This is a genomic window from Streptomyces sp. NBC_01463, assembly GCA_036227345.1.
GTDB lineage: Bacteria > Actinomycetota > Actinomycetes > Streptomycetales > Streptomycetaceae > Streptomyces.
Genome location: CP109468.1, coordinates 7,598,553 through 7,615,704 on the forward strand (window position 1 = coordinate 7,598,553; position 17,152 = coordinate 7,615,704).

The 17,152-nt window shown below is 71.7% G+C and carries 18 protein-coding genes; 7 read left to right on the forward strand and 11 right to left on the reverse strand.

Translation table 11 applies throughout. The features are described from left to right. Positions 1–6: 6 nt before the first annotated feature. From OG521_33615 to OG521_33635, 5 genes are all read left to right on the forward strand, one after another. A complete protein-coding gene (locus tag OG521_33615) occupies positions 7–1,173 on the forward strand; it encodes an acyl-CoA dehydrogenase family protein (GenBank protein WUW25433.1) in 1,167 nt (388 codons plus the stop codon). Further along, positions 1,170–1,967, forward strand: a complete 798-nt coding sequence (locus OG521_33620) for an SDR family oxidoreductase (protein ID WUW25434.1) — start codon at positions 1,170–1,172, stop codon at positions 1,965–1,967. The genes OG521_33615 and OG521_33620 overlap by 4 nt, the downstream gene beginning before the upstream one ends. A 5-nt stretch (positions 1,968–1,972) precedes the next feature. Further along, entirely contained in the window at positions 1,973–2,566 is a 594-nt protein-coding gene (locus OG521_33625) for a TetR/AcrR family transcriptional regulator (protein ID WUW26890.1), read from the forward strand. A gap of 34 nt (positions 2,567–2,600) precedes the next feature. Then, on the forward strand, positions 2,601–3,758 hold the full coding sequence (locus tag OG521_33630) for an acetyl-CoA C-acetyltransferase (GenBank protein ID WUW25435.1): 1,158 nt from the start codon (positions 2,601–2,603) through the stop codon (positions 3,756–3,758). A gap of 173 nt (positions 3,759–3,931) precedes the next feature. Further along, positions 3,932–4,870, forward strand: coding sequence for a DUF4862 family protein (locus tag OG521_33635; protein ID WUW25436.1), 939 nt, complete (start codon positions 3,932–3,934; stop codon positions 4,868–4,870). Between the two features lie 58 nt (positions 4,871–4,928). Here OG521_33635 and OG521_33640 read toward each other — a convergent pair whose 3' ends face one another. Beyond that, positions 4,929–6,296, reverse strand: a complete 1,368-nt coding sequence (locus tag OG521_33640; protein WUW25437.1) for a M64 family metallopeptidase — start codon at positions 6,294–6,296, stop codon at positions 4,929–4,931. 148 nt (positions 6,297–6,444) lie between these two features. Between OG521_33640 and OG521_33645 the strand changes: the two genes are divergently transcribed. After that, positions 6,445–7,908, forward strand: coding sequence for a helix-turn-helix domain-containing protein (locus tag OG521_33645; protein ID WUW25438.1), 1,464 nt, complete (start codon positions 6,445–6,447; stop codon positions 7,906–7,908). A gap of 10 nt (positions 7,909–7,918) precedes the next feature. Here OG521_33645 and OG521_33650 read toward each other — a convergent pair whose 3' ends face one another. Genes OG521_33650 through OG521_33665 form a run of 4 tightly spaced genes read right to left on the reverse strand, consistent with a single transcriptional unit; the run spans position 7,919 to position 11,386 of the window. Beyond that, positions 7,919–8,995, reverse strand: a complete 1,077-nt coding sequence (locus OG521_33650) for a nitronate monooxygenase (protein WUW25439.1) — start codon at positions 8,993–8,995, stop codon at positions 7,919–7,921. Then, positions 8,992–9,771 (reverse strand): CoA-transferase, encoded by a 780-nt coding sequence (locus OG521_33655; GenBank protein WUW25440.1) that lies wholly within the window; start codon positions 9,769–9,771, stop codon positions 8,992–8,994. Before OG521_33655 ends, OG521_33650 begins: the two co-directional genes overlap by 4 nt. Continuing rightward, positions 9,768–10,616 carry an acyl CoA--acetate/3-ketoacid CoA transferase subunit alpha gene (locus tag OG521_33660; protein WUW26891.1) on the reverse strand — a complete coding sequence of 283 codons (849 nt, stop codon included), beginning with the start codon at positions 10,614–10,616 and terminating at the stop codon, positions 9,768–9,770. Before OG521_33660 ends, OG521_33655 begins: the two co-directional genes overlap by 4 nt. A gap of 14 nt (positions 10,617–10,630) precedes the next feature. Continuing rightward, positions 10,631–11,386 (reverse strand): enoyl-CoA hydratase family protein, encoded by a 756-nt coding sequence (locus tag OG521_33665; GenBank protein WUW25441.1) that lies wholly within the window; start codon positions 11,384–11,386, stop codon positions 10,631–10,633. 136 nt (positions 11,387–11,522) lie between these two features. Between OG521_33665 and OG521_33670 the strand changes: the two genes are divergently transcribed. Further along, positions 11,523–12,443, forward strand: coding sequence for an SDR family oxidoreductase (locus OG521_33670; protein ID WUW25442.1), 921 nt, complete (start codon positions 11,523–11,525; stop codon positions 12,441–12,443). Positions 12,444–12,530: 87 nt separating this feature from the next. Here the strand turns inward: OG521_33670 and OG521_33675 are convergent, their stop codons facing one another. From OG521_33675 to OG521_33700, 6 genes are all read right to left on the reverse strand, one after another. Continuing rightward, positions 12,531–13,235, reverse strand: coding sequence for a class I SAM-dependent methyltransferase (locus tag OG521_33675; GenBank protein WUW25443.1), 705 nt, complete (start codon positions 13,233–13,235; stop codon positions 12,531–12,533). A gap of 208 nt (positions 13,236–13,443) precedes the next feature. Beyond that, positions 13,444–13,824, reverse strand: coding sequence for a hypothetical protein (locus OG521_33680; protein WUW25444.1), 381 nt, complete (start codon positions 13,822–13,824; stop codon positions 13,444–13,446). Between the two features lie 198 nt (positions 13,825–14,022). Continuing rightward, positions 14,023–14,826, reverse strand: a complete 804-nt coding sequence (locus OG521_33685; protein ID WUW25445.1) for an MBL fold metallo-hydrolase — start codon at positions 14,824–14,826, stop codon at positions 14,023–14,025. A gap of 172 nt (positions 14,827–14,998) precedes the next feature. Beyond that, positions 14,999–15,268, reverse strand: coding sequence for a PqqD family peptide modification chaperone (locus OG521_33690; protein ID WUW25446.1), 270 nt, complete (start codon positions 15,266–15,268; stop codon positions 14,999–15,001). Positions 15,269–16,059: 791 nt separating this feature from the next. Continuing rightward, positions 16,060–16,824 (reverse strand): alpha/beta fold hydrolase, encoded by a 765-nt coding sequence (locus tag OG521_33695; protein ID WUW25447.1) that lies wholly within the window; start codon positions 16,822–16,824, stop codon positions 16,060–16,062. Between the two features lie 84 nt (positions 16,825–16,908). Next, the gene (locus tag OG521_33700; protein WUW25448.1) at positions 16,909–17,145 is read right to left on the reverse strand and encodes an acyl-CoA carboxylase subunit epsilon; all 237 of its coding nucleotides are present in this window, start codon (positions 17,143–17,145) and stop codon (positions 16,909–16,911) included. Between the last annotated feature and the right edge of the window lie 7 nt (positions 17,146–17,152).

Genomic DNA, 17,152 nt, shown 5'->3' on the forward strand with positions numbered 1-17,152 from the left:
ACCCCCATGAGCAGCGTCGAGGAGTTCCGCGCCGAGATCCGCGGCTGGCTGGCCGCCAACCTCACCGGCGTCTTCGCGGGCCTGCGCGGCCGCGGCGGACCCGGACGGGAGCACGAGGCGTTCGCCGAACGGCTCGCCTGGGAACGGCACATGGCCGCCGCGGGCTGGACGTGCGTGGGCTGGCCGGAGGAACACGGGGGCCGGGGCGCGACCATCGAGCAACAGGTCGCCTTCCACGAGGAGTACGCCCTGGCCGACGCTCCCGCGCGGGTCAACCACATCGGCGAGCAGCTGCTCGGGCCGACCCTGGTGGCCTTCGGCACGCCCGAGCAACGGGCCAGGTTCCTGCCGCCGATCGTCGCCGTCGAGGAGCTGTGGTGCCAGGGCTACAGCGAACCCGACGCCGGCTCCGACCTGGCGAACGTCCGGACCAGGGCCGAGCGGGACGGCGCGGACTGGGTCGTCACCGGGCAGAAGACCTGGACGTCACTCGCCCACGAGGCGCAGTGGTGCTTCGTGGTCGCCCGCACCGAACCGGGCTCCGCCCGGCACCACGGGCTCTCCTACCTCCTGGTCCCGCTGGACCAGCCCGGCGTGGAGATCCGGCCGATCACCCAGCTGACCGGCACCTCCGAGTTCAACGAGGTCTTCCTCGACGGCGCCCGTACCGCTGCCGGGCACGTCGTCGGCGCCCCGGGCGACGGCTGGCGGGTGGCCATGGCGACGCTCGGCTTCGAACGCGGCGTCTCCACGCTCGGCCAGCAGGTCGGCTTCCGGCGCGAACTGGAGACCCTCATCGATCTGGCCCGGCGCAACGGCGCCGCGGACGACCCGCTGATCCGCGACCGGCTCGCCCGGGCCTGGACGGGTCTGGAGACCATCCGCTGCAACGCCCTGCGCATGCTCGACGGCGTGGCGGCCGGCGCACCCGGCCCGGAGGCCTCCATCGGGAAGATCTTCTGGGCCACCTGGCACCGCGAACTGGGCGAACTGGCCATGAGCGTCCTCGGCGCCGGAGGCATGACGGCACCCGGTGAACCGTACGGACTCGACGACTGGCAGCGGCTGTTCCTCTTCTCCCGCGCCGACACCATCTACGCCGGGTCCAACGAGATCCAGCGCAACATCATCGCCGAGCGCGTTCTCGGCCTGCCCAAGGAGATCCGCCCGTGACGACCCAGCCGCCCCATGTTCCGGGCCACTCCCTCCTGGCCGGACGCACCGCGGTGATCACCGCCGCCGCGGGCGCCGGGATCGGCGGGGCGACGGCCCGCACGTTCCTGGAGGAGGGCGCCCGGATCGTCATCGGCGACGCCCACGCACGCCGCCTGGGAGAGAGCGCGGCCGCGCTCGCCGAGGAGTTCGGCGCGGACAACGTCGGCGCGCTGCCCTGCGACGTCACCAACCAGGACCAGGTGGACGCATTGTTCGCGCTCGCCGCCGAACGCCACGGCGGGCTGGACATCGTCGTCAACAACGCCGGACTCGGCGGCACCGCCGACCTCGTCGACATGACCGACGAGCAGTGGTCGAAGGTCCTCGACGTCACCCTGAACGGCACCTTCCGCTGCACCCGCGCCGCTCTGCGCCACTTCAAGGAGCGTCACCCCGACGACCCCTCCGGCGGCGTCGTCGTCAACAACGCCTCCGTCGTGGGCTGGCGCGCCCAGCGCGGCCAGGCCCACTACGCCGCGGCGAAGGCCGGCGTCATGGCCCTGACCCGGTGTGCCGCCCTGGAGGCCGCCGACTTCGGCGTACGCGTCAACGCCGTCGCCCCGAGCCTGGCCATGCACCCGCACCTGGTGAAGGTCACCACCCCCGAACTGCTGGCCGAACTCACCGCACGAGAGGCCTTCGGCCGGTACGCCGAACCCTGGGAGATCGCCAACGTCATCGTCTTCCTGGCCAGCTCCTACTCCTCGTACATGACGGGGGAGACCGTCTCCGTCAGCAGCCAGAGGGCGTGAGGTCGATCACTCCGCACCCCAACGCCGAGCGACGGGCCGAACTCCTCGCGACCGCCGCCGGGGTGTTCGCCGCCCAGGGCTACAACGCCACCACCGTCCGCCGCATCGCGGACGCCGCCGGGATGCTCGCGGGCAGTCTCTACTACCACTTCGACTCCAAGGAGTCGATGCTGGACGAGATCCTCTCGGCCTTCCTCGACGAGCTGTGGGCCTGCTACGACACGGTGCTCGCCGCCGGCCTCGGACCCCGGGAGACCCTCGGGGAACTCGTCACCCAGTCCTTCCGGCAGATCGACCGGCACGGTCCCGCGGTCGCCATCTACCAGAAGGAGTCCCGGCACCTCTCCGCCCAGCCGCGCTTCGCCTATCTCGCCGCATCGCAGCCGAAGTTCGAGAACGCCTGGCTGCGCACGCTGGAACGCGGCGTCGCCGAACGGGACTTCCGCGCCGACCTGGACGTCCGGCTCGTCTACCGGTTCGTCCGCGACACGGTCTGGGTGGCCGCCTCCTGGTACCGGCCCGGCGGCACCCACGACGCCGAGGAGATTGCCCGCCAGTACCTGTCCATGGTCCTGGCCGGCATCACCATCCGCACCTGACACCCGATCACCAGCCCCTTACCAAGGAGAAGTCATGGCCGAGGCCTACATCGTCGAAGCGGTCCGCACTCCGGTCGGCCGGCGCAAGGGCGGGCTGTCCGCCGTCCATCCCGCCGACCTCGGGGCCCATGTCATCAAGGCGCTCGTCGAGCGCACCGGGGTCGACCCGGCCGCCGTGGAGGACGTCGTCTTCGGCTGCCTCGACACCGTCGGCCCGCAGGCCGGCGACATCGCCCGCACCGCCTGGCTCGCCGCCGGCCTTCCCGAGGAGGTGCCCGGCACCACCGTCGACCGGCAGTGCGGCTCCTCCCAGCAGGCCGTCCACTTCGCCGCCCAGGGCGTGCTGTCCGGCACCCAGGACCTGGTCGTCGCGGGCGGCACCCAGAACATGTCGATGATCCCGATCGCCTTCGCCAGCCGCCAGGCGGCCGAACCCCTCGGGCTGACCGAAGGCCCCTACGCGGGCTCCGCGGGCTGGCGCGCCCGCTACGGCGACGCACCCGTCAACCAGTTCCACGGCGCCGAACTCATCGCGGAGAAGTGGGGCATCTCCCGTGAGGACATGGAGCACTTCGCGCTCCGCTCCCACCGCCGGGCCCTGCACGCCATCGACGAGGGCCGCTTCGCCCGGGAGACCGTCGCGTACGGCGAGGTGACGGTGGACGAGGGGCCGCGCCGGGACACCTCGCTGGAGAAGATGGCCGGCCTCAAGCCGGTGGTCGAGGGCGGCCGGCTGACCGCCGGGGTCTCCTCGCAGGTCTCCGACGGCGCCTCCGCGCTGCTCATCGCCTCCGAGCGGGCCGTCGCCGAGCACGGTCTGACCCCGCGGGCCCGCATCCACCACCTCTCGGTGCGCGGCGAGGACCCGATCCGGATGCTGTCCGCGCCCATTCCGGCGACGGCGTACGCGCTGAAGAAGTCCGGGATGTCCCTCGACGACATCGATCTGGTCGAGATCAACGAGGCCTTCGCCCCGGTCGTCCTGGCCTGGCTGAAGGAGACCGGCGCCGACCCGGACAAGGTGAACGTCAACGGCGGCGCCATCGCGCTGGGCCACCCGCTCGGCGCCACCGGTGCCAAGCTGATGACGACCCTGCTGCACGAACTGGAGCGCACCGGCGGCCGCTACGGACTGCAGACCATGTGCGAGGGCGGCGGCCAGGCCAATGTGACCATCATCGAGCGCCTCTGAGGGACGGGTTCGCAGACCCGACTCCCGACTCCCGGTGGCCCGGCGGGCAGCGCGGGCCGGCGACAGGAGCCCTATTCCAGACATCTGACGTCCGATGTTCGATAGAGTCCCTCTTGCCGGGCAGCTCCGCACCACCGCCCGGGACCCGTCACCGGCAGGGGAGACCCGACACCATGAACACAGCACGGCCCGCCGCTCTGGTGGGCGCGTATGCGGCACTGCCCGCCCTGCGCGCCGATCAGGAACGCTTCTACGAGGGGCTCGCGGTCCGGCGGATCGCCGACGGCCTGGAGATCCCCTTCCGGGACGGCCTCGGTGCGGACGTCCGGTGGCTGGCCGCACAGCTGCGCGGCCGTTTCACCCGTTCGGTGATCACGCTGATTCCCGGCACGATGATGCGCGTGGGAGCCACTGCCGGGTTCGGTCTGGCCTCCGCGGACCATGACGGCCGGCAGGCTGCGCTCGCCTTCCTCCGCGAGGCCCGCGTCGCCGCCGAACAGGTCAACCAGCTCACCGGCGAGCAGTCGGTCTCCGCCCTGCACATCCACACCGCGCCCTCGACGACCGCCGTGGCCGAGATGTTCGCCCGGTCCCTCGACGAGATCGCGGCGAGCGCGTCCGCCACCGGCGGCTGGTCCACCCGGCTCGTCCTGGAGCACTGCGACGCGTACGCGCCGAACGTCCCCGGGGAGAAGCGCTTCCTGCCGCTGGAGGACGAGATCGTCCTCGCCCGCGAAAGCGGCATCGGTATCGCCGTCAACTGGGGCCGGTCGGCGATCGAGGCGCAGGACCCGGCCCGGCCGCTCGCCCAGATCGGCCGGCTCGCCTCCGACGGCCTGCTGGAGGGCGTCATGTTCTCCGGCGCCGGTCCCACCGCCAACCGGTACGGGGGGCCGTGGGCGGACGCGCACCTGCCCCTCACCGAGGACGAGCCCGCCTCCCTCATGGACGCCGACGAGGTGCGCCGTTGCCTCCGCGCGGCCGGGGGCGCGTTGTCCTACGCGGGGGCGAAGATCCAGGTCCCCGGTGATGCCGGCGTCGACGAGCGGCTCGCGATGGTGGGCCGCGTCATGCGGCTCGTGACCGGGTCCGGCGTCGACGCGCGCCGCTGACGGACTCCGGGCGCACCGCACCGGGAGTCCGCCGGCGGCTCCGCCCGCCGCGCGTCCGTCAGCGGTGCGGGTGGCCCTTGTGCCCGGACGCCTTCACGGTCCAGGTCAGGCGCTCGGTGGCCTCGGCGCGCACCTGGGGATCGCGGATCGACGCGGACCTGTCCGCGGACTCGACCGTGACGGTGTGCGTCCTGCCGTCCGCGGGAACGCCCAGTGCGGCGGGGACGGCGGCGGTGAGACCCTGCGCCCGCTTCACCCGTGCACCGTCGACGTACCAGCGCAGCTCCGGCGCGGCGAGGCCGGTGAGCGCGGCCCGGGAGACCTTGAGGCGCGTGGTCCTGAGGATGGCGCTGCCCGTGGCGGTCCCGCTGCTCAGCGCGTTGGCCTCGCGGTAGAAGCCGGCGATCATGGCCTCGCGCCCGGGGAGGTTGAAGTCCCTGACGTCCAGGGCCCGCATGAGGGAGTTGGCGGTCGGGCGGTAGATCCCGAAGGGGTAGTAGCTGCTGCCCTCGTACGTGCCCACGGTGCCGCCCGTGGGGTCGGTCTCGCCGAGCCAGCGGTACCACTTGCTCCGGTTGGCGGCCATCTGCTCCGCCGTGAAGACACTGGAGTTGATGTCGGGCACCTCGCCGCCCGACCAGGTGCCGTAGCTGTCGTACGTGTACTCGTCCGCGAGGAGGCCCACCGAGTGGGCGATCTCGTGGGCGGCGATCATGCTCGACTGCGCGTTGTCCGAGGAGAGGGTGGAGACGCCGTCGAACGGGTAACCCTCCGCCTCCAGGCCGGAGTAGCCGGCGCCGCCGTACTTGGTGGAGTGGGAGATGACGATGACCAGGTCGGCCTCGGGGGCCTTCGCGGCGTAGGAGGCGACCTTGTCGATGTCCGCGCAGATCAGCCGCTCGGTTTCGGAGCACCAGAAGTAGCTGCCGAGCGCGGTGTTCCTGGTGACGTCGGCGGTCGGGTCACCGGTGATGCCGGATTCGGCGGACACCGCGTCGACGGTCCACACGTTCATCAGGCCCTGATAGCTCGCGTAGGGCTCAATGCCGGTGATGTCGGCCCACTTCGCGGCCGCCGCGGTGTGGAAGGCGTCCTGCTCGCCGGCGGTGTAGCCGTCGCCGACGATCACCACGTCGAGCCGGTCGGCCGAGGGGCCGGTCACGGACAGCTCCCCGACCTCCCCGTCCGTCGTCCCCGCGGTGGGTGCGGCGCTGCGGGCGGCCGAACGGCCGGTCGCGTGATCCGTGTTGACCGGGACCTCGGTCCGCCGGCCCTCGCCGCCGGGTTCGGGGAAGTACTCGACGCCGAGGCGCTGTTCCTGGACGGGCTCCGGGTCCACGGCCGCCGCCGGCGCGGCGAGAGCCGCACCCATGACGGCCGCGAGCGCGACGCCCACGGATATCGCGGCGGTTCTCCGCGTGCGCATGCCGGTCCTCAGCAGCTGCCCCATGTAACTCTCCTGTTCACTACGCTTGAATTGCCGTTTAACCTAGGCTTCGTCAGGGGGCCGCACAACGGTTCTGATGAGGGCGCGTTGTTGTTCTCGGGTGACCGGGATACTCGTAACCGGACGAATGCCGACATCGGGGCGACAGGCGCAGGACGAGGGGGCCGCCATGGCGGGTTCGGGCAGAGCGAAGACGGCCGGCGGCACGGCTCCGGGCCGGGCCGGTAAGGAGCCGGCCGGGGGGCAGGACGCCCCGGCGGCGATCGGCCTCCGGGTGAAACGGCTGCGCAAGGAACGCGAACTGACGCAGCGACAGCTCGCCGAGCCCGCGTACACCGCCGCCTACGTCTCCACCCTGGAGGCCGGCAAGGCGCGGCCATCCGAAGCCGCCCTCCGGCATTTCGCCGAACGCCTCGGAGTCGCCCACGAGGAGCTGTCCACGGGCCGGCCCACCCACATCGCCACCTCCCTGCGGATGGAGCTGGCCGACGCCCAGCGGATACTCGCCGTCGAGGACGCCGCCGACGCGCGGGCCGCCTACGAGCGGGTTCTCGGCAGGGCGCAGGAGTACGGGCTCGCACAGGAACGGGCGGCGGCGCTCGTGGGCCTCGGGGAATGTGCGCTGGAGACGGGCGAACTGGCCGATGCTCTCTCCCGGTTCGCGGCGGCCGAGCGGGCCCTGGCCGACGAGCCGCTCCCGGCCCGGGCCCGGGCGGTCCGGGGCAGGTCGGTCGCCCACTTCCTGGCCGGTGAACTGCGCTACGCCTGCTACCTCCTGGAGAGCGCGATCGACGAGCTGAACACCTCCGGGCTGCACGACCCGGGCGCGTTGCTCCAGCTCTACACCGCCTCGATCGCCCCCTACATGGACATGGGCGCTCACGCCAGGGCCGCGCAGGCCGCCGAACTGGCGCTCGCCCTGGTCCCGCAGGTCGCCGACCCCGCCCTGGTCGCCGCCATGCACCGGACCGTGGCCCGCACGCTCCTCGCCGAAGGCCGGGTCGACGCCGCCCAGGCCTCGCTGGCGCGGGCCACCGAGCTCTACGAGCAGCTCCAGATCCGTACCGAACTCGCCCACTGCCACTGGATGCGGGGCTACGTCTGCGCCCAGCACGACGACCTCGTACAGGCGGAGGAGGCGCTGCGCACCGCGCACTCGATGCTGGTGTCCAGACGGGCCGCCCTGTACGTCTCGCAGGTGGAGGTCGAACTCGCCGACGTCCTGCGCAGGAGGGGGAAGTCGGCGGAGGCGGCGGAACTGCTCGGCAACCTGCTGGCCGGACTCCAGCCCGGCCGTGGCGCGGTGCACGCCGGCGGCGCCCACCGGCTCCTCGGGCTGATCGCCGAGGAGGCCGGAGACGCCGGCGCGGCCGAGGCGCACTACGCCACCGCGCTCTCCCTGCTCGAACAGACGGGAGCCGCCGGGGACCTCGCCGACATCTGCCGGCTGCTCGGGGACCTGCTGCGCGGCGAGGGCCGGACGGAAGCGGCACTGAACGCGTACCGGACCGGCCTCGGTCACCGTGCCGAACCGGGCACCACCACGCTCGGACCCGCCCCCGCCCGTCCGCCGTTCGCCCCCTGGACCTGAGCCTCTTGCGTCAGTCCGCCCCCGGCAGCGCCTTCAGGGCCGTCCGGGCCTCGTCCATGATCCGCTCGACCAGCTCCGCGCAGGACGGGAGATCGTCGATCAGCCCGGCCACCTGACCCGAGGCCATCACCCCGATGTCGGGTCTGCCCTCGACCATGGAGGCCTTCAGCAGCATCGGGGTGTTGGCGGCCAGCAGCACCTGGCTCCAGGTCAGTTCCCTGCCGTGTTTCATCGCCAGCCCGTCACGGACCAGCCGGGGCCAGCTCGCGCCGGACTCCTTCCGGAACGCGGAGGCGTGCCGCACCGCCCGCAGCAGGGATGCCGCCCGGCCGGAGCGCTCCAGCGAGTCGACCATCGCGGTCCGCAGCATCCGGTGCGGGAGACCGTCCACCTGCGTGGTCACGATGACGTCCTTGACGCCGGCCGCCAGGTACTTCGCCTTCACCGCGTCGGGGACGGTGCTGTCGGAGGTGAGCAGGAAGCGCGTGCCCATGCCGATGCCGGCCGCTCCGAAGGCCAGCGCGGCGACCAGGCCCCGGCCGTCGTGGAAGCCGCCCGCCGCGATCACCGGGATGTCCACGGCGTCCACGACCTGGGGGAGCAGCACCGTGGTGGCCACGTCCCCGGTGTGGCCGCCCCCCTCACCGCCCTGCACCATCACCGCGTCCGCGCCCCACGCGGCCACCTTCTCCGCATGACGGCGGGCGCCGATGGAGGGGATGACGACGACGCCGGCGTCCTTGAGCCGGGCGATCAGGTCCTTGGAGGGGGCCAGCGCGAACGACGCCACCCGCACCCCCTCGTCGATGATGATCCGCACCCGCTCGCCCGCGTCTCCCGCGTCCGCCCGCAGATTGACCCCGAACGGCGCGTCCGTACGTGACTTGACCTCACGGACCGCCGCACGCAGCTGCTCTACGGTCATCGTCGCGGAGGCCAGGATGCCGAGCGCCCCCGCCCGCGCGGAGGCCGACACCAGCCGGGGCCCGGCCACCCACCCCATCCCGGTCTGCACGATCGGATACCGCACCCCGGTCAGTTCGGTGAGCGCGGTCGGTACCGGCACGGACCCGGCCGCGCCGGTCATGCCGGGACCTCGCGCTCGCGCAGCCCCTTCGGATCGATGACCTCGCGGATCAGCCGTAGCTCCGCCGCCGTGGGGTCCCGGGTGAACGGCACCTCGTCGGGGATCGTGAGCGCGAACCCGGTTGCCCCGGCGGCCTGTTCGACACTCACCCCGGGGTGCAGCGAGCGCAGCCGCATCGTGCGGTCCGGGGTCTCGAAGTCGAAGACGCCCAGATTGCTGACGACTTCGGGGATGCGGTGGTAGCGGGTCGCGGACGGCCCGGCCGCCGCCGCCCGGGCGTACCCGACCCCGCTCACCATGTCGACGTGCTCCACGAACACCCGGGACGAGTGTTTGGGAACCCAGTAACTCGTCGGGTTGTTGAGGGTGTTGACCGGAGCGCCCCGAACCCCGAGCAGCTGCCGCACGGGCTTGGCCCAGGGGCCGATGCAGGAGATGTTCTGGTTGCCGTGCCGGTCGATCTGGCTGGCGCCCATCATCACGTGCCGCCGGCCCGTCGCGGTCAGGGTCAGGTGCTGGCGGAACGGCAGCCAGCCCTCGACGCTCCCCGGCTCCGTCCCCAGGGCGGGCGTGTCACCCATCAGCAGCGCCTCCCCGTCGGTGAGCAGCAGACCGGGGGAGAAGGTGAGCCGCGCCAGACGCGCCCCGATCGCCGGGACGGTGCCCATCGGGCTGGCGAGGATCTCGCCCGCGTCCCGCCAGGCCTCGGCGCAGGCCACCACGCAGTACTCGGCGCGGCTCGCCGTGGCGGGGCCGGTGGTCTCGGTGGCGCTCATGCTTCCTCCTGGTGGAACGCGGTGACGGCGGCCTGGTAGGCGGCCTCGTCGCCGGACAGGAACCGTTCGGCGAAGGCGGGCCATGCCTCTGGGTCACGGGCGGCCCGTACGTAGGCGCGCTGGAAGGACTCGTCCCGGTCGTGGTCGGGCACACAGGACGTGAAGTGCGCGCCGTTCGGCGTCTCGACGACCCCGTCCACGAACAGCCGCTTCACCAGCAGCGTCTGCGGACCGTGCTCCTTGAGCAGATCGGCCGTCTCCACGATCCGCTCGCAGGAGACGTAGGCGTGGTCGGCGGCCTCGCAGAACAGGTCGTCGAAGTACGGATCGGGGCCCAGGTACTGGCCGTTGCCCTGACGGTCCGCGCGGTTGAGGTGGACCAGCGCCGCGTCCAGGCGCAGGGCCGGTGCCGCGACCAGCTTCTCCCCGTCCTCGTACGGCGAAGTGACCGTGCGCAGCGCCGGGTTGACCTCCATCAGGTCCGAGCCGAGACCGGCCCGCACCGGCATGAACGGCAGCCGCTGCGCACCGGCCGTCAGGCCCCACATCAGCATCGCCTCGTCGAGCTCGGTCATCTCGAACGCGCCGCGCTGCCGGGCGGCGGTGAAGTGCGGCTCCAGCGGTATCGAGTCGAGTGTCCCGAACGCCGCGACCAGCCTGCGGATCCTCCCCGCGGCCGCGAGCAGGCCGACGTCCGGGCCGCCGTACGACACCACGGTCAGATCGGTGACGTCCGAGCGCAGCAGCGCCCGGACCAGGGCCATCGGCTTGCGGCGCGAACCCCAGCCGCCGATGCCCACCGTCATGCCGCTCTCCAGCCGGCCGACGACGTCCTCGGCCGTCATCGTCTTGTCCTGTGTCACGTCTGCTGCTCCTTGTCCGTGCCGAAGGTGTCGCGCACGCGGTCGGCGACGCCACTGAGGTTGGCCTCGAAGGTGAAGCCCTGCTCGAAGCGGTAGCTGCGGCGTACGTCGACGGGGTCGATGCCGTTGATGGCCGCCTTGGCCAGCCTGATCAGATAGCCGTCCTTGGCGGCGATCTCCCGGGCCAGCCCGAGGGCGGCGCCGGCCAGCCGGTCGCGCGGGACGACGCTCCACACCGAGCCGTGCCGGTGCAGCTCCGCGGCCGTCACGGTGCGCGAGGTGTAGTACAGGGTCCGCATCAGATGCTGCGGAACCAGCCGCGCCAGATGCGTGGCCGCGCCGAGCGCGCCCCGGTCCAGCTCCGGCAGCCCGAACGTCGCGTCGTCGCCGGCCACGATCGCGTCCGCGTTGCCCACCAGGCCGATGCCTCCGCCCAGACAGAAGCCCTGTACGGCGGCGACCACCGGGACCTCGCACTCGTAGACCGCGGCGAACGCCTCGTAGCAGCCCCGGTTGGCGCCGATCAGCGCCTCGGGCCCTTCCGTGCGCTGCATCTCCTTGATGTCCACGCCCGCGTTGAAGCCGCGGCCCTCGGCGGTGAGGACCACGCAGCGGACGGCCGGATCGGCCCCGGCGGCGCGGAGGGCGGCTGCGAGGTCGTACCAGCCCTGTACGGGCAGCGCGTTGACCGGGGGGAAGTCCACGGTGACGACGGCGATGCCCTCTTCCGGGACGGAGGTGGAGACACCCATGAGCAGATCAGCTACCTTTCCACCTAACGTTTGTTTGGTTCAACGTAGCAGCGATGCGGACGCCGCGGGAGAGCGTCGTGCCACTCGGTGGTGCGGCACCCCGCTCCTCGCTCATGGATGGGAAAGGACACTCGTCATGACCTCAACGACCGCTCTGTGCGCCGGACGTGTCGCCGTCGTCACCGGTGCGGGCCGCGGCCTCGGCCGCGCCCATGCCCTGGCCTTCGCCGCCGAGGGGGCGAAGGTCGTCGTCAACGACCTCGGTGTGGGACTCGACGGCTCCGGATCGGGTACGGGCCCCGCCCAGCAGGTGGTGGAGGAGATCCGCGCGGCCGGGGGCGAGGCGGTCGCCCACAACGGGGACATCGCCACGTCCGAGGGCGCGGCATCCCTCGTCGCCGCCGCGCTCGACACCTTCGGCCGGCTCGACACCCTCGTCAACAACGCCGGGTTCCTCCGGGACCGGATGCTGGTCAACCTCGAAGAGGACGACTGGGACGCCGTGATGCGCGTCCACCTCAAGGGCCACTTCCTGCCGCTCAGGCACGCGGCGGCGCACTGGCGCGGCGAGGCGAAGGCCGGCCGGACGCCCGTGGCCCGGGTCGTCAACACCAGTTCGGGCGCCGGGCTGCTGGGCAGCGTCGGCCAGGGCAACTACGCCGCCGCGAAGGCGGGCATCATCGCTCTGACACTGGTGTCCGCCGCCGAGATGGGCCGCTACGGGATCCAGGTCAACGCCATCGCCCCGGCCGCCCGGACCCGGATGACCGAGTCGGCGTTCGCCGGGACGATGGCGGCTCCCGGCGAGGGAGCCTTCGACGCGATGGCCCCGGAGAACGTCTCACCGCTCGTCGTCTGGCTGGGCTCGGCCGCCTCCACCGGGGTGAGCGGCCGCGTCTTCGAGACCGAGGCCGGACGGATCACCGTCATGGAGGGCTGGCGGCCCGGCCCCACCGCCGACAAGGGGGCGCGCTGGACCCCGGCCGAGGCCGGGGACGCGGTGACCGGTCTGCTGGCCGCGGCCGAGCCACCGCAGCCGGTGTACGGCGCCTCCTGACACCATCGCGGCAGGGGATGGTGGAGCGGCATCACCATCCCCTGCCTCATGGTGGGTTGCGGTCTTCGGAGCCGGCGGCGGATCGGCTCACGGAGAGGCGTCCCGGCACCGACGTGCGAGATGGAGGGTGACGTCGGCGACGAGTCCCACCGTTCCGGGCAGGACCCGCATGATCTGGTCGAACGCCTGCTCCCGTTCCGCGGCCGGGAGGATGAGGTAGGCCGAGACGGTCGAGAGATGACCGATGTAGTCGGGCGCGCTCATCGTCACCCGACGCTCGATCACCGACTGCCGCACGTCGGTGAACCGCTTGGACCGTTGGAGTTCCGTACCCGGCCACTGCATGTCGTGCTCGGGCGGTGTCCCGTCCGGGGACGGGATCTCGTCGCTCTCCAGGAACGGCTCCCGTGCGGCCTGAACGGCCGCCGCCACCCCGGGATCGGCCAGTCGGATGGACCCGCCGAAGGACGCGAACACGCCGCCGGGCTCCAACAGCGCGGCCATCCGCGACCACCTGCCCTCCGGACTCGTCCAATGCAGCGCGGCAGCCGCGTACACGAGCCCGTACCTCACACCGGGTCGCAGGTCCTCGAACGCGGCCTGCACCGTCCTGACACCGGCCGGCACGTGCTTCCGCAACTCGGCGAGCATGGCCCCGTCCGGCTCCGTGGCGGTGACCCCGACCCCTTGCCGGGCGAACAGGCGCGTCGCCTTGCCCGTCCCGGCACCGATCTCCAGGGCGGTGGTGACCGGCTGTCCCGCATACCCCATCACCCTGTCGAAGAGCTCCATGGAATACCCGGGCCGGAAGCGTTCGTACGCTTCCGCGATGTCTCCGAAACTCAGCGCGCGACCGGACATGCCGCACATCCTGGCACGACGGCCGGCGGCGCTCGGCCGGGAAACCCCGGCCGAGCGCCTGTCCGACCTGTTCGCAGCCTGATCAACCGGCCAGGTGTGGCAACGCCCCCCGCATCCGCTGCCCTGCCCCGGCCGCGTACTACGGGCGGTTGAGGCGGACGGAGTTGATCGGGGTGAGGTTCGGGTCGTCCCAGCCGCCGGCGGGGATCCGGCCGGCGGTGCAGCTGCCGCCGTCGTACTTGAGGCAGAGGTCCGCTGAGGCGCCGCCGGTCTGGTTGTTGATCACCCAGTGGTAGTTCTTCTGATTGGACAGGTTGTGGGCACCGTACGACCAGAACGTATGGGTCAGGGTGGCGCTGCTGGCGGGCTTGCCTTCGGCGTAGATGCAGACGGCGCCGGACGGGCAGCCGTAGAGGCTGGCGGCGGCCGCGGCGTTGACGGTGCCGGCTCCCGTCATCAGGGTGGCGACGGCGCCGGCCGTGGCCACCGATGCTCCGAGCATGATCTTCAGGTTCCTCATGGTGATCCCCTCATCCTCTTCTGTCCGAAGGGGACCTGACGGCGTGCCTCTGACAGCCCTCGAATGCCCTGGCCGCCGAACCGATTCCGGCTCCGGCATCACCGGGCGTCCCCCTCGTAGGTGATGGGACCAGCATCTGGCCGGACGCGCGGCGGGAACACCTCTGACAAGTGAGGTTGACCGGCCCCGCCGGGTGGGTCAGCGGGTGACGAACGGCTCGGTCAGATGCGGGGTCGCGAGGTGGAGCGTGTCGGCGGCCCGGTTGCGGAGCAGCTCTGCCCTTGAGGCCCTCGCCCGGGCAGGGTCCATTTCATGTGCGTAGGCGAGTTCGGGGTGGAGCAGCTGGATGGCGTGCACGAGCACATCACCCGTGACAGCGACCAGTTCGCGCCCGGACGCGACGAGCACGCTCTGGTGTCCGGGCGTGTGCCCCGGAGTGGCGCACACGCTCTCGCCGCCACGCAACGACGTGTCACCGTCGAGGAGCCGTAGCTGATCAGTCTTCCGGAGCGGTTCGATCACAGCGGACAGCAGGTGCGGGTTGATGTCCTCGATCGCGTCGACCTCGGCCTGCTGCAACAGATATGCGGCGTTCGGGAAGAACGGCCGCATCTCCTCGCCGCCGACGACGGCCCAGCCGATGTGGTCGGTGTGCAGGTGCGTGAGCACCACGGTGTCCACTTCGGACGGTTCGATACCCGCGGCGGCGAGCGAAGCCGGAAGCACCCCGGGCACGGGCGCCCACGAGGCCGCCGGGCTGTCGGCCGGGCCGATCCCCGCGTCGACCAGCGTCACGCCCCGGTCACTGCGGATCGCGAACGCGCGGAACCGGAGCTGCCAGCGCCCTTCGGCATCGAGTGCGCCAGGATCGAGTCGGTCGGCCGCCGCCCACTGCTCGGTGGTGGCGTCGGGGAACGCCTCCGACCTGGGGGAGAAGAACGGGCCCGCGCCGTCGTCGAGCGCGGTGACGGTGTACGGGCCGACCTGGAGGGAAGGGGGCATCCACAGATGGTGCCATCGGCGCGCGGCCCACGACCAGGCGGGTGCACCGGAGTTCACTGTGCCGACAACACGGACCGGCAGGTGCGGTTGAGCTCTCGGCCGACCGAAACCGCTCAGCCGGGGCGTGTCGCCGATTCTCCGTACCGCGCGCGTTCGAACGGAGCCCCGAAGCTCAGGGCTCGTCGCGGACCAGGCCGGCGTCCCGCAACTCGCTGACCCAGATGTCCATGTCGGTACGGGTGTTCTCCGGGTCCGTGCACCACAGCTCGGCCAGCATCTCGGCGGCCGGGCCGAGTTCGCCGTTGTGCTGGCGCAGCGCGATCCACATGGCCGCGGCGACGGGGCTGCACCGGTAGATGGCGCCGTCCGCCGCGGTGAGGAATTCGAGGTACCCGTCCTCGGTGACGCGCGAGGTGACGCCGTGCTCTGGTCGTAGCGGCACTCTGGCCTCCGTAGTCAATAACCGGTCAGTGACGGCCAACCGGGGAGGAGGCGTGACCGTGTACACGGGGCGACGATCGGTGTCTGTCCGCACGGCGTAATTCGCCGGCGTTTCCCGGGACTGCCTCGCGCATCGGCTTACAACGGCTGCCCTGCAATTCCTGGCGGGCATGCGACGCACCGCATCTGTTGCCGAGCGCCGGTCCGTCAGGAATTGCGGGACAGCCCTTGGGGCGGCTGCCCGATGCCACGATAGACGTTAGTCTAGTACAGTCGTCTAGATTCTGGTGAGGGAAGCACAACTCTGTCCGGAATGCAGCGACTCTGTCGGGGATCGTGTGTGCGGCCTATTTGCCACGTCGCCACCAGCATTCCCAGGTCAGGTCCCGGGCGTCGAGATACTGCCGGAAAGCCGTGAGGCTTCGGGCCCAGGTGGTGGCGGCCAGGACTTGAGTGGAGCCGGTGCGCTGCTTCCCGCGTTCGGTGACCATGCCGGCCTCTCGCATCCGCTTCACCGACAGGGAGGGCAACCGGTGCGCACGGTTGCCCTCGCACAAGCGGTCACGAGAATCCGTCAGCACACTGTGGTGGAATCCCGGATCGTCCCGAGACCTTCAAGAGCCCCGACAGATTGGCTCATTGCCCGATATACGAAGTCGGCCTGCCCCGGAAACGATTCCAGGGCAGGCGGGAGCGGGTTCAGGAAGGGGATGCCGGTCATCGGCGTCCTGTGGGGGGCCCACTCATCGGTGACCGGGACCGGCGGACGGATGGCCCGCCCGTCCCGGTCACTCAAGATCCGACCGTTGACGTGCTCGTGCGGGCGCGGATCAGATCGAGGACCGTGGCCACGTGGGAATCGAGGAAGAAGTGGCCGCCGGAGAACACCTTCAGCTCGAACGAGGCCGTGGTGTGCTCGCGCCATGCTTCCGCCTCGTCGACGGTCACCTGCTGGTCCGCGTCACCGACGAGTGCCACGACGTCCAGCCCGAGCGGCGGTCCCGGCCGGTAGCGATAGGTCTCCGCGGCCTTGTAGTCGCTGCGGATGGCGGGAAGGATCATGCGCAGAATCTCGGGATCGCCGAGCACTGCGGAATTCGTGCCGCTCAGCTGGGTGATGTCCGCGATGAGGCGGTCGTCCGTCGCCCGGTGCACGCGCTCGTCGCGCACCCGGGAGGGTGCCCGGCGGCCGGAGGCGAAAAGGGTGACCGGCGATGTCCCCTCGGCCTCCAGTCTGCGGGCCACCTCGAACGCGAGCGTGGCCCCCATGCTGTGGCCGAACAGAGTCAGCGGCAGGTCCCGCCAGGAGTCCAGCTCCCCGACGACCAGATCGGCCAGCTCCTCGATGTCCTCGACGCAAGGTTCGTGTCTCCGGTCCTGTCGGCCCGGGTACTGGAGGGCGAGAACGTCGATCGCCGGGGACAGCGCACGCGACACCGGGAAGTAGTAGGTGGCCGATCCGCCTGCGTGGGGGAAGCAGACCAGGCGGGTGCGGGCCTCGGGAGCCGGATGGAAGCGCCGTATCCAGGGGCCGGTCTCACGTGATTCATCCGTCATCAGTGCTTTACGTCCTTCTGCTGTGGCTGTGGCTGTGGTCGCAGCGGTAAGGGGGGCAGGGGTGAGGCGGGACCGAGCCCTGGCTCACCGCGCCGCCCAGCTTCCCGGCGGCCGGTAGCGAAGAGATGTGCTCCACCGGGGCGTCGTGCCCCGGCGGGTGTCAGGGCCGGCCGTCCGCACGCGGCGCAGGCTCAGCAGTGCGGCCGTCACCGCGGCGATCTCCTCGGCGGACGGCGCACCGCCGAGGAAGCGCAGCGCCGGCCCGGTGCGGTCCGGGTTCGCGGCGTCCGGTGCGGGGGAGCGGGCGGCAGTGGTCATCATCGGTCCT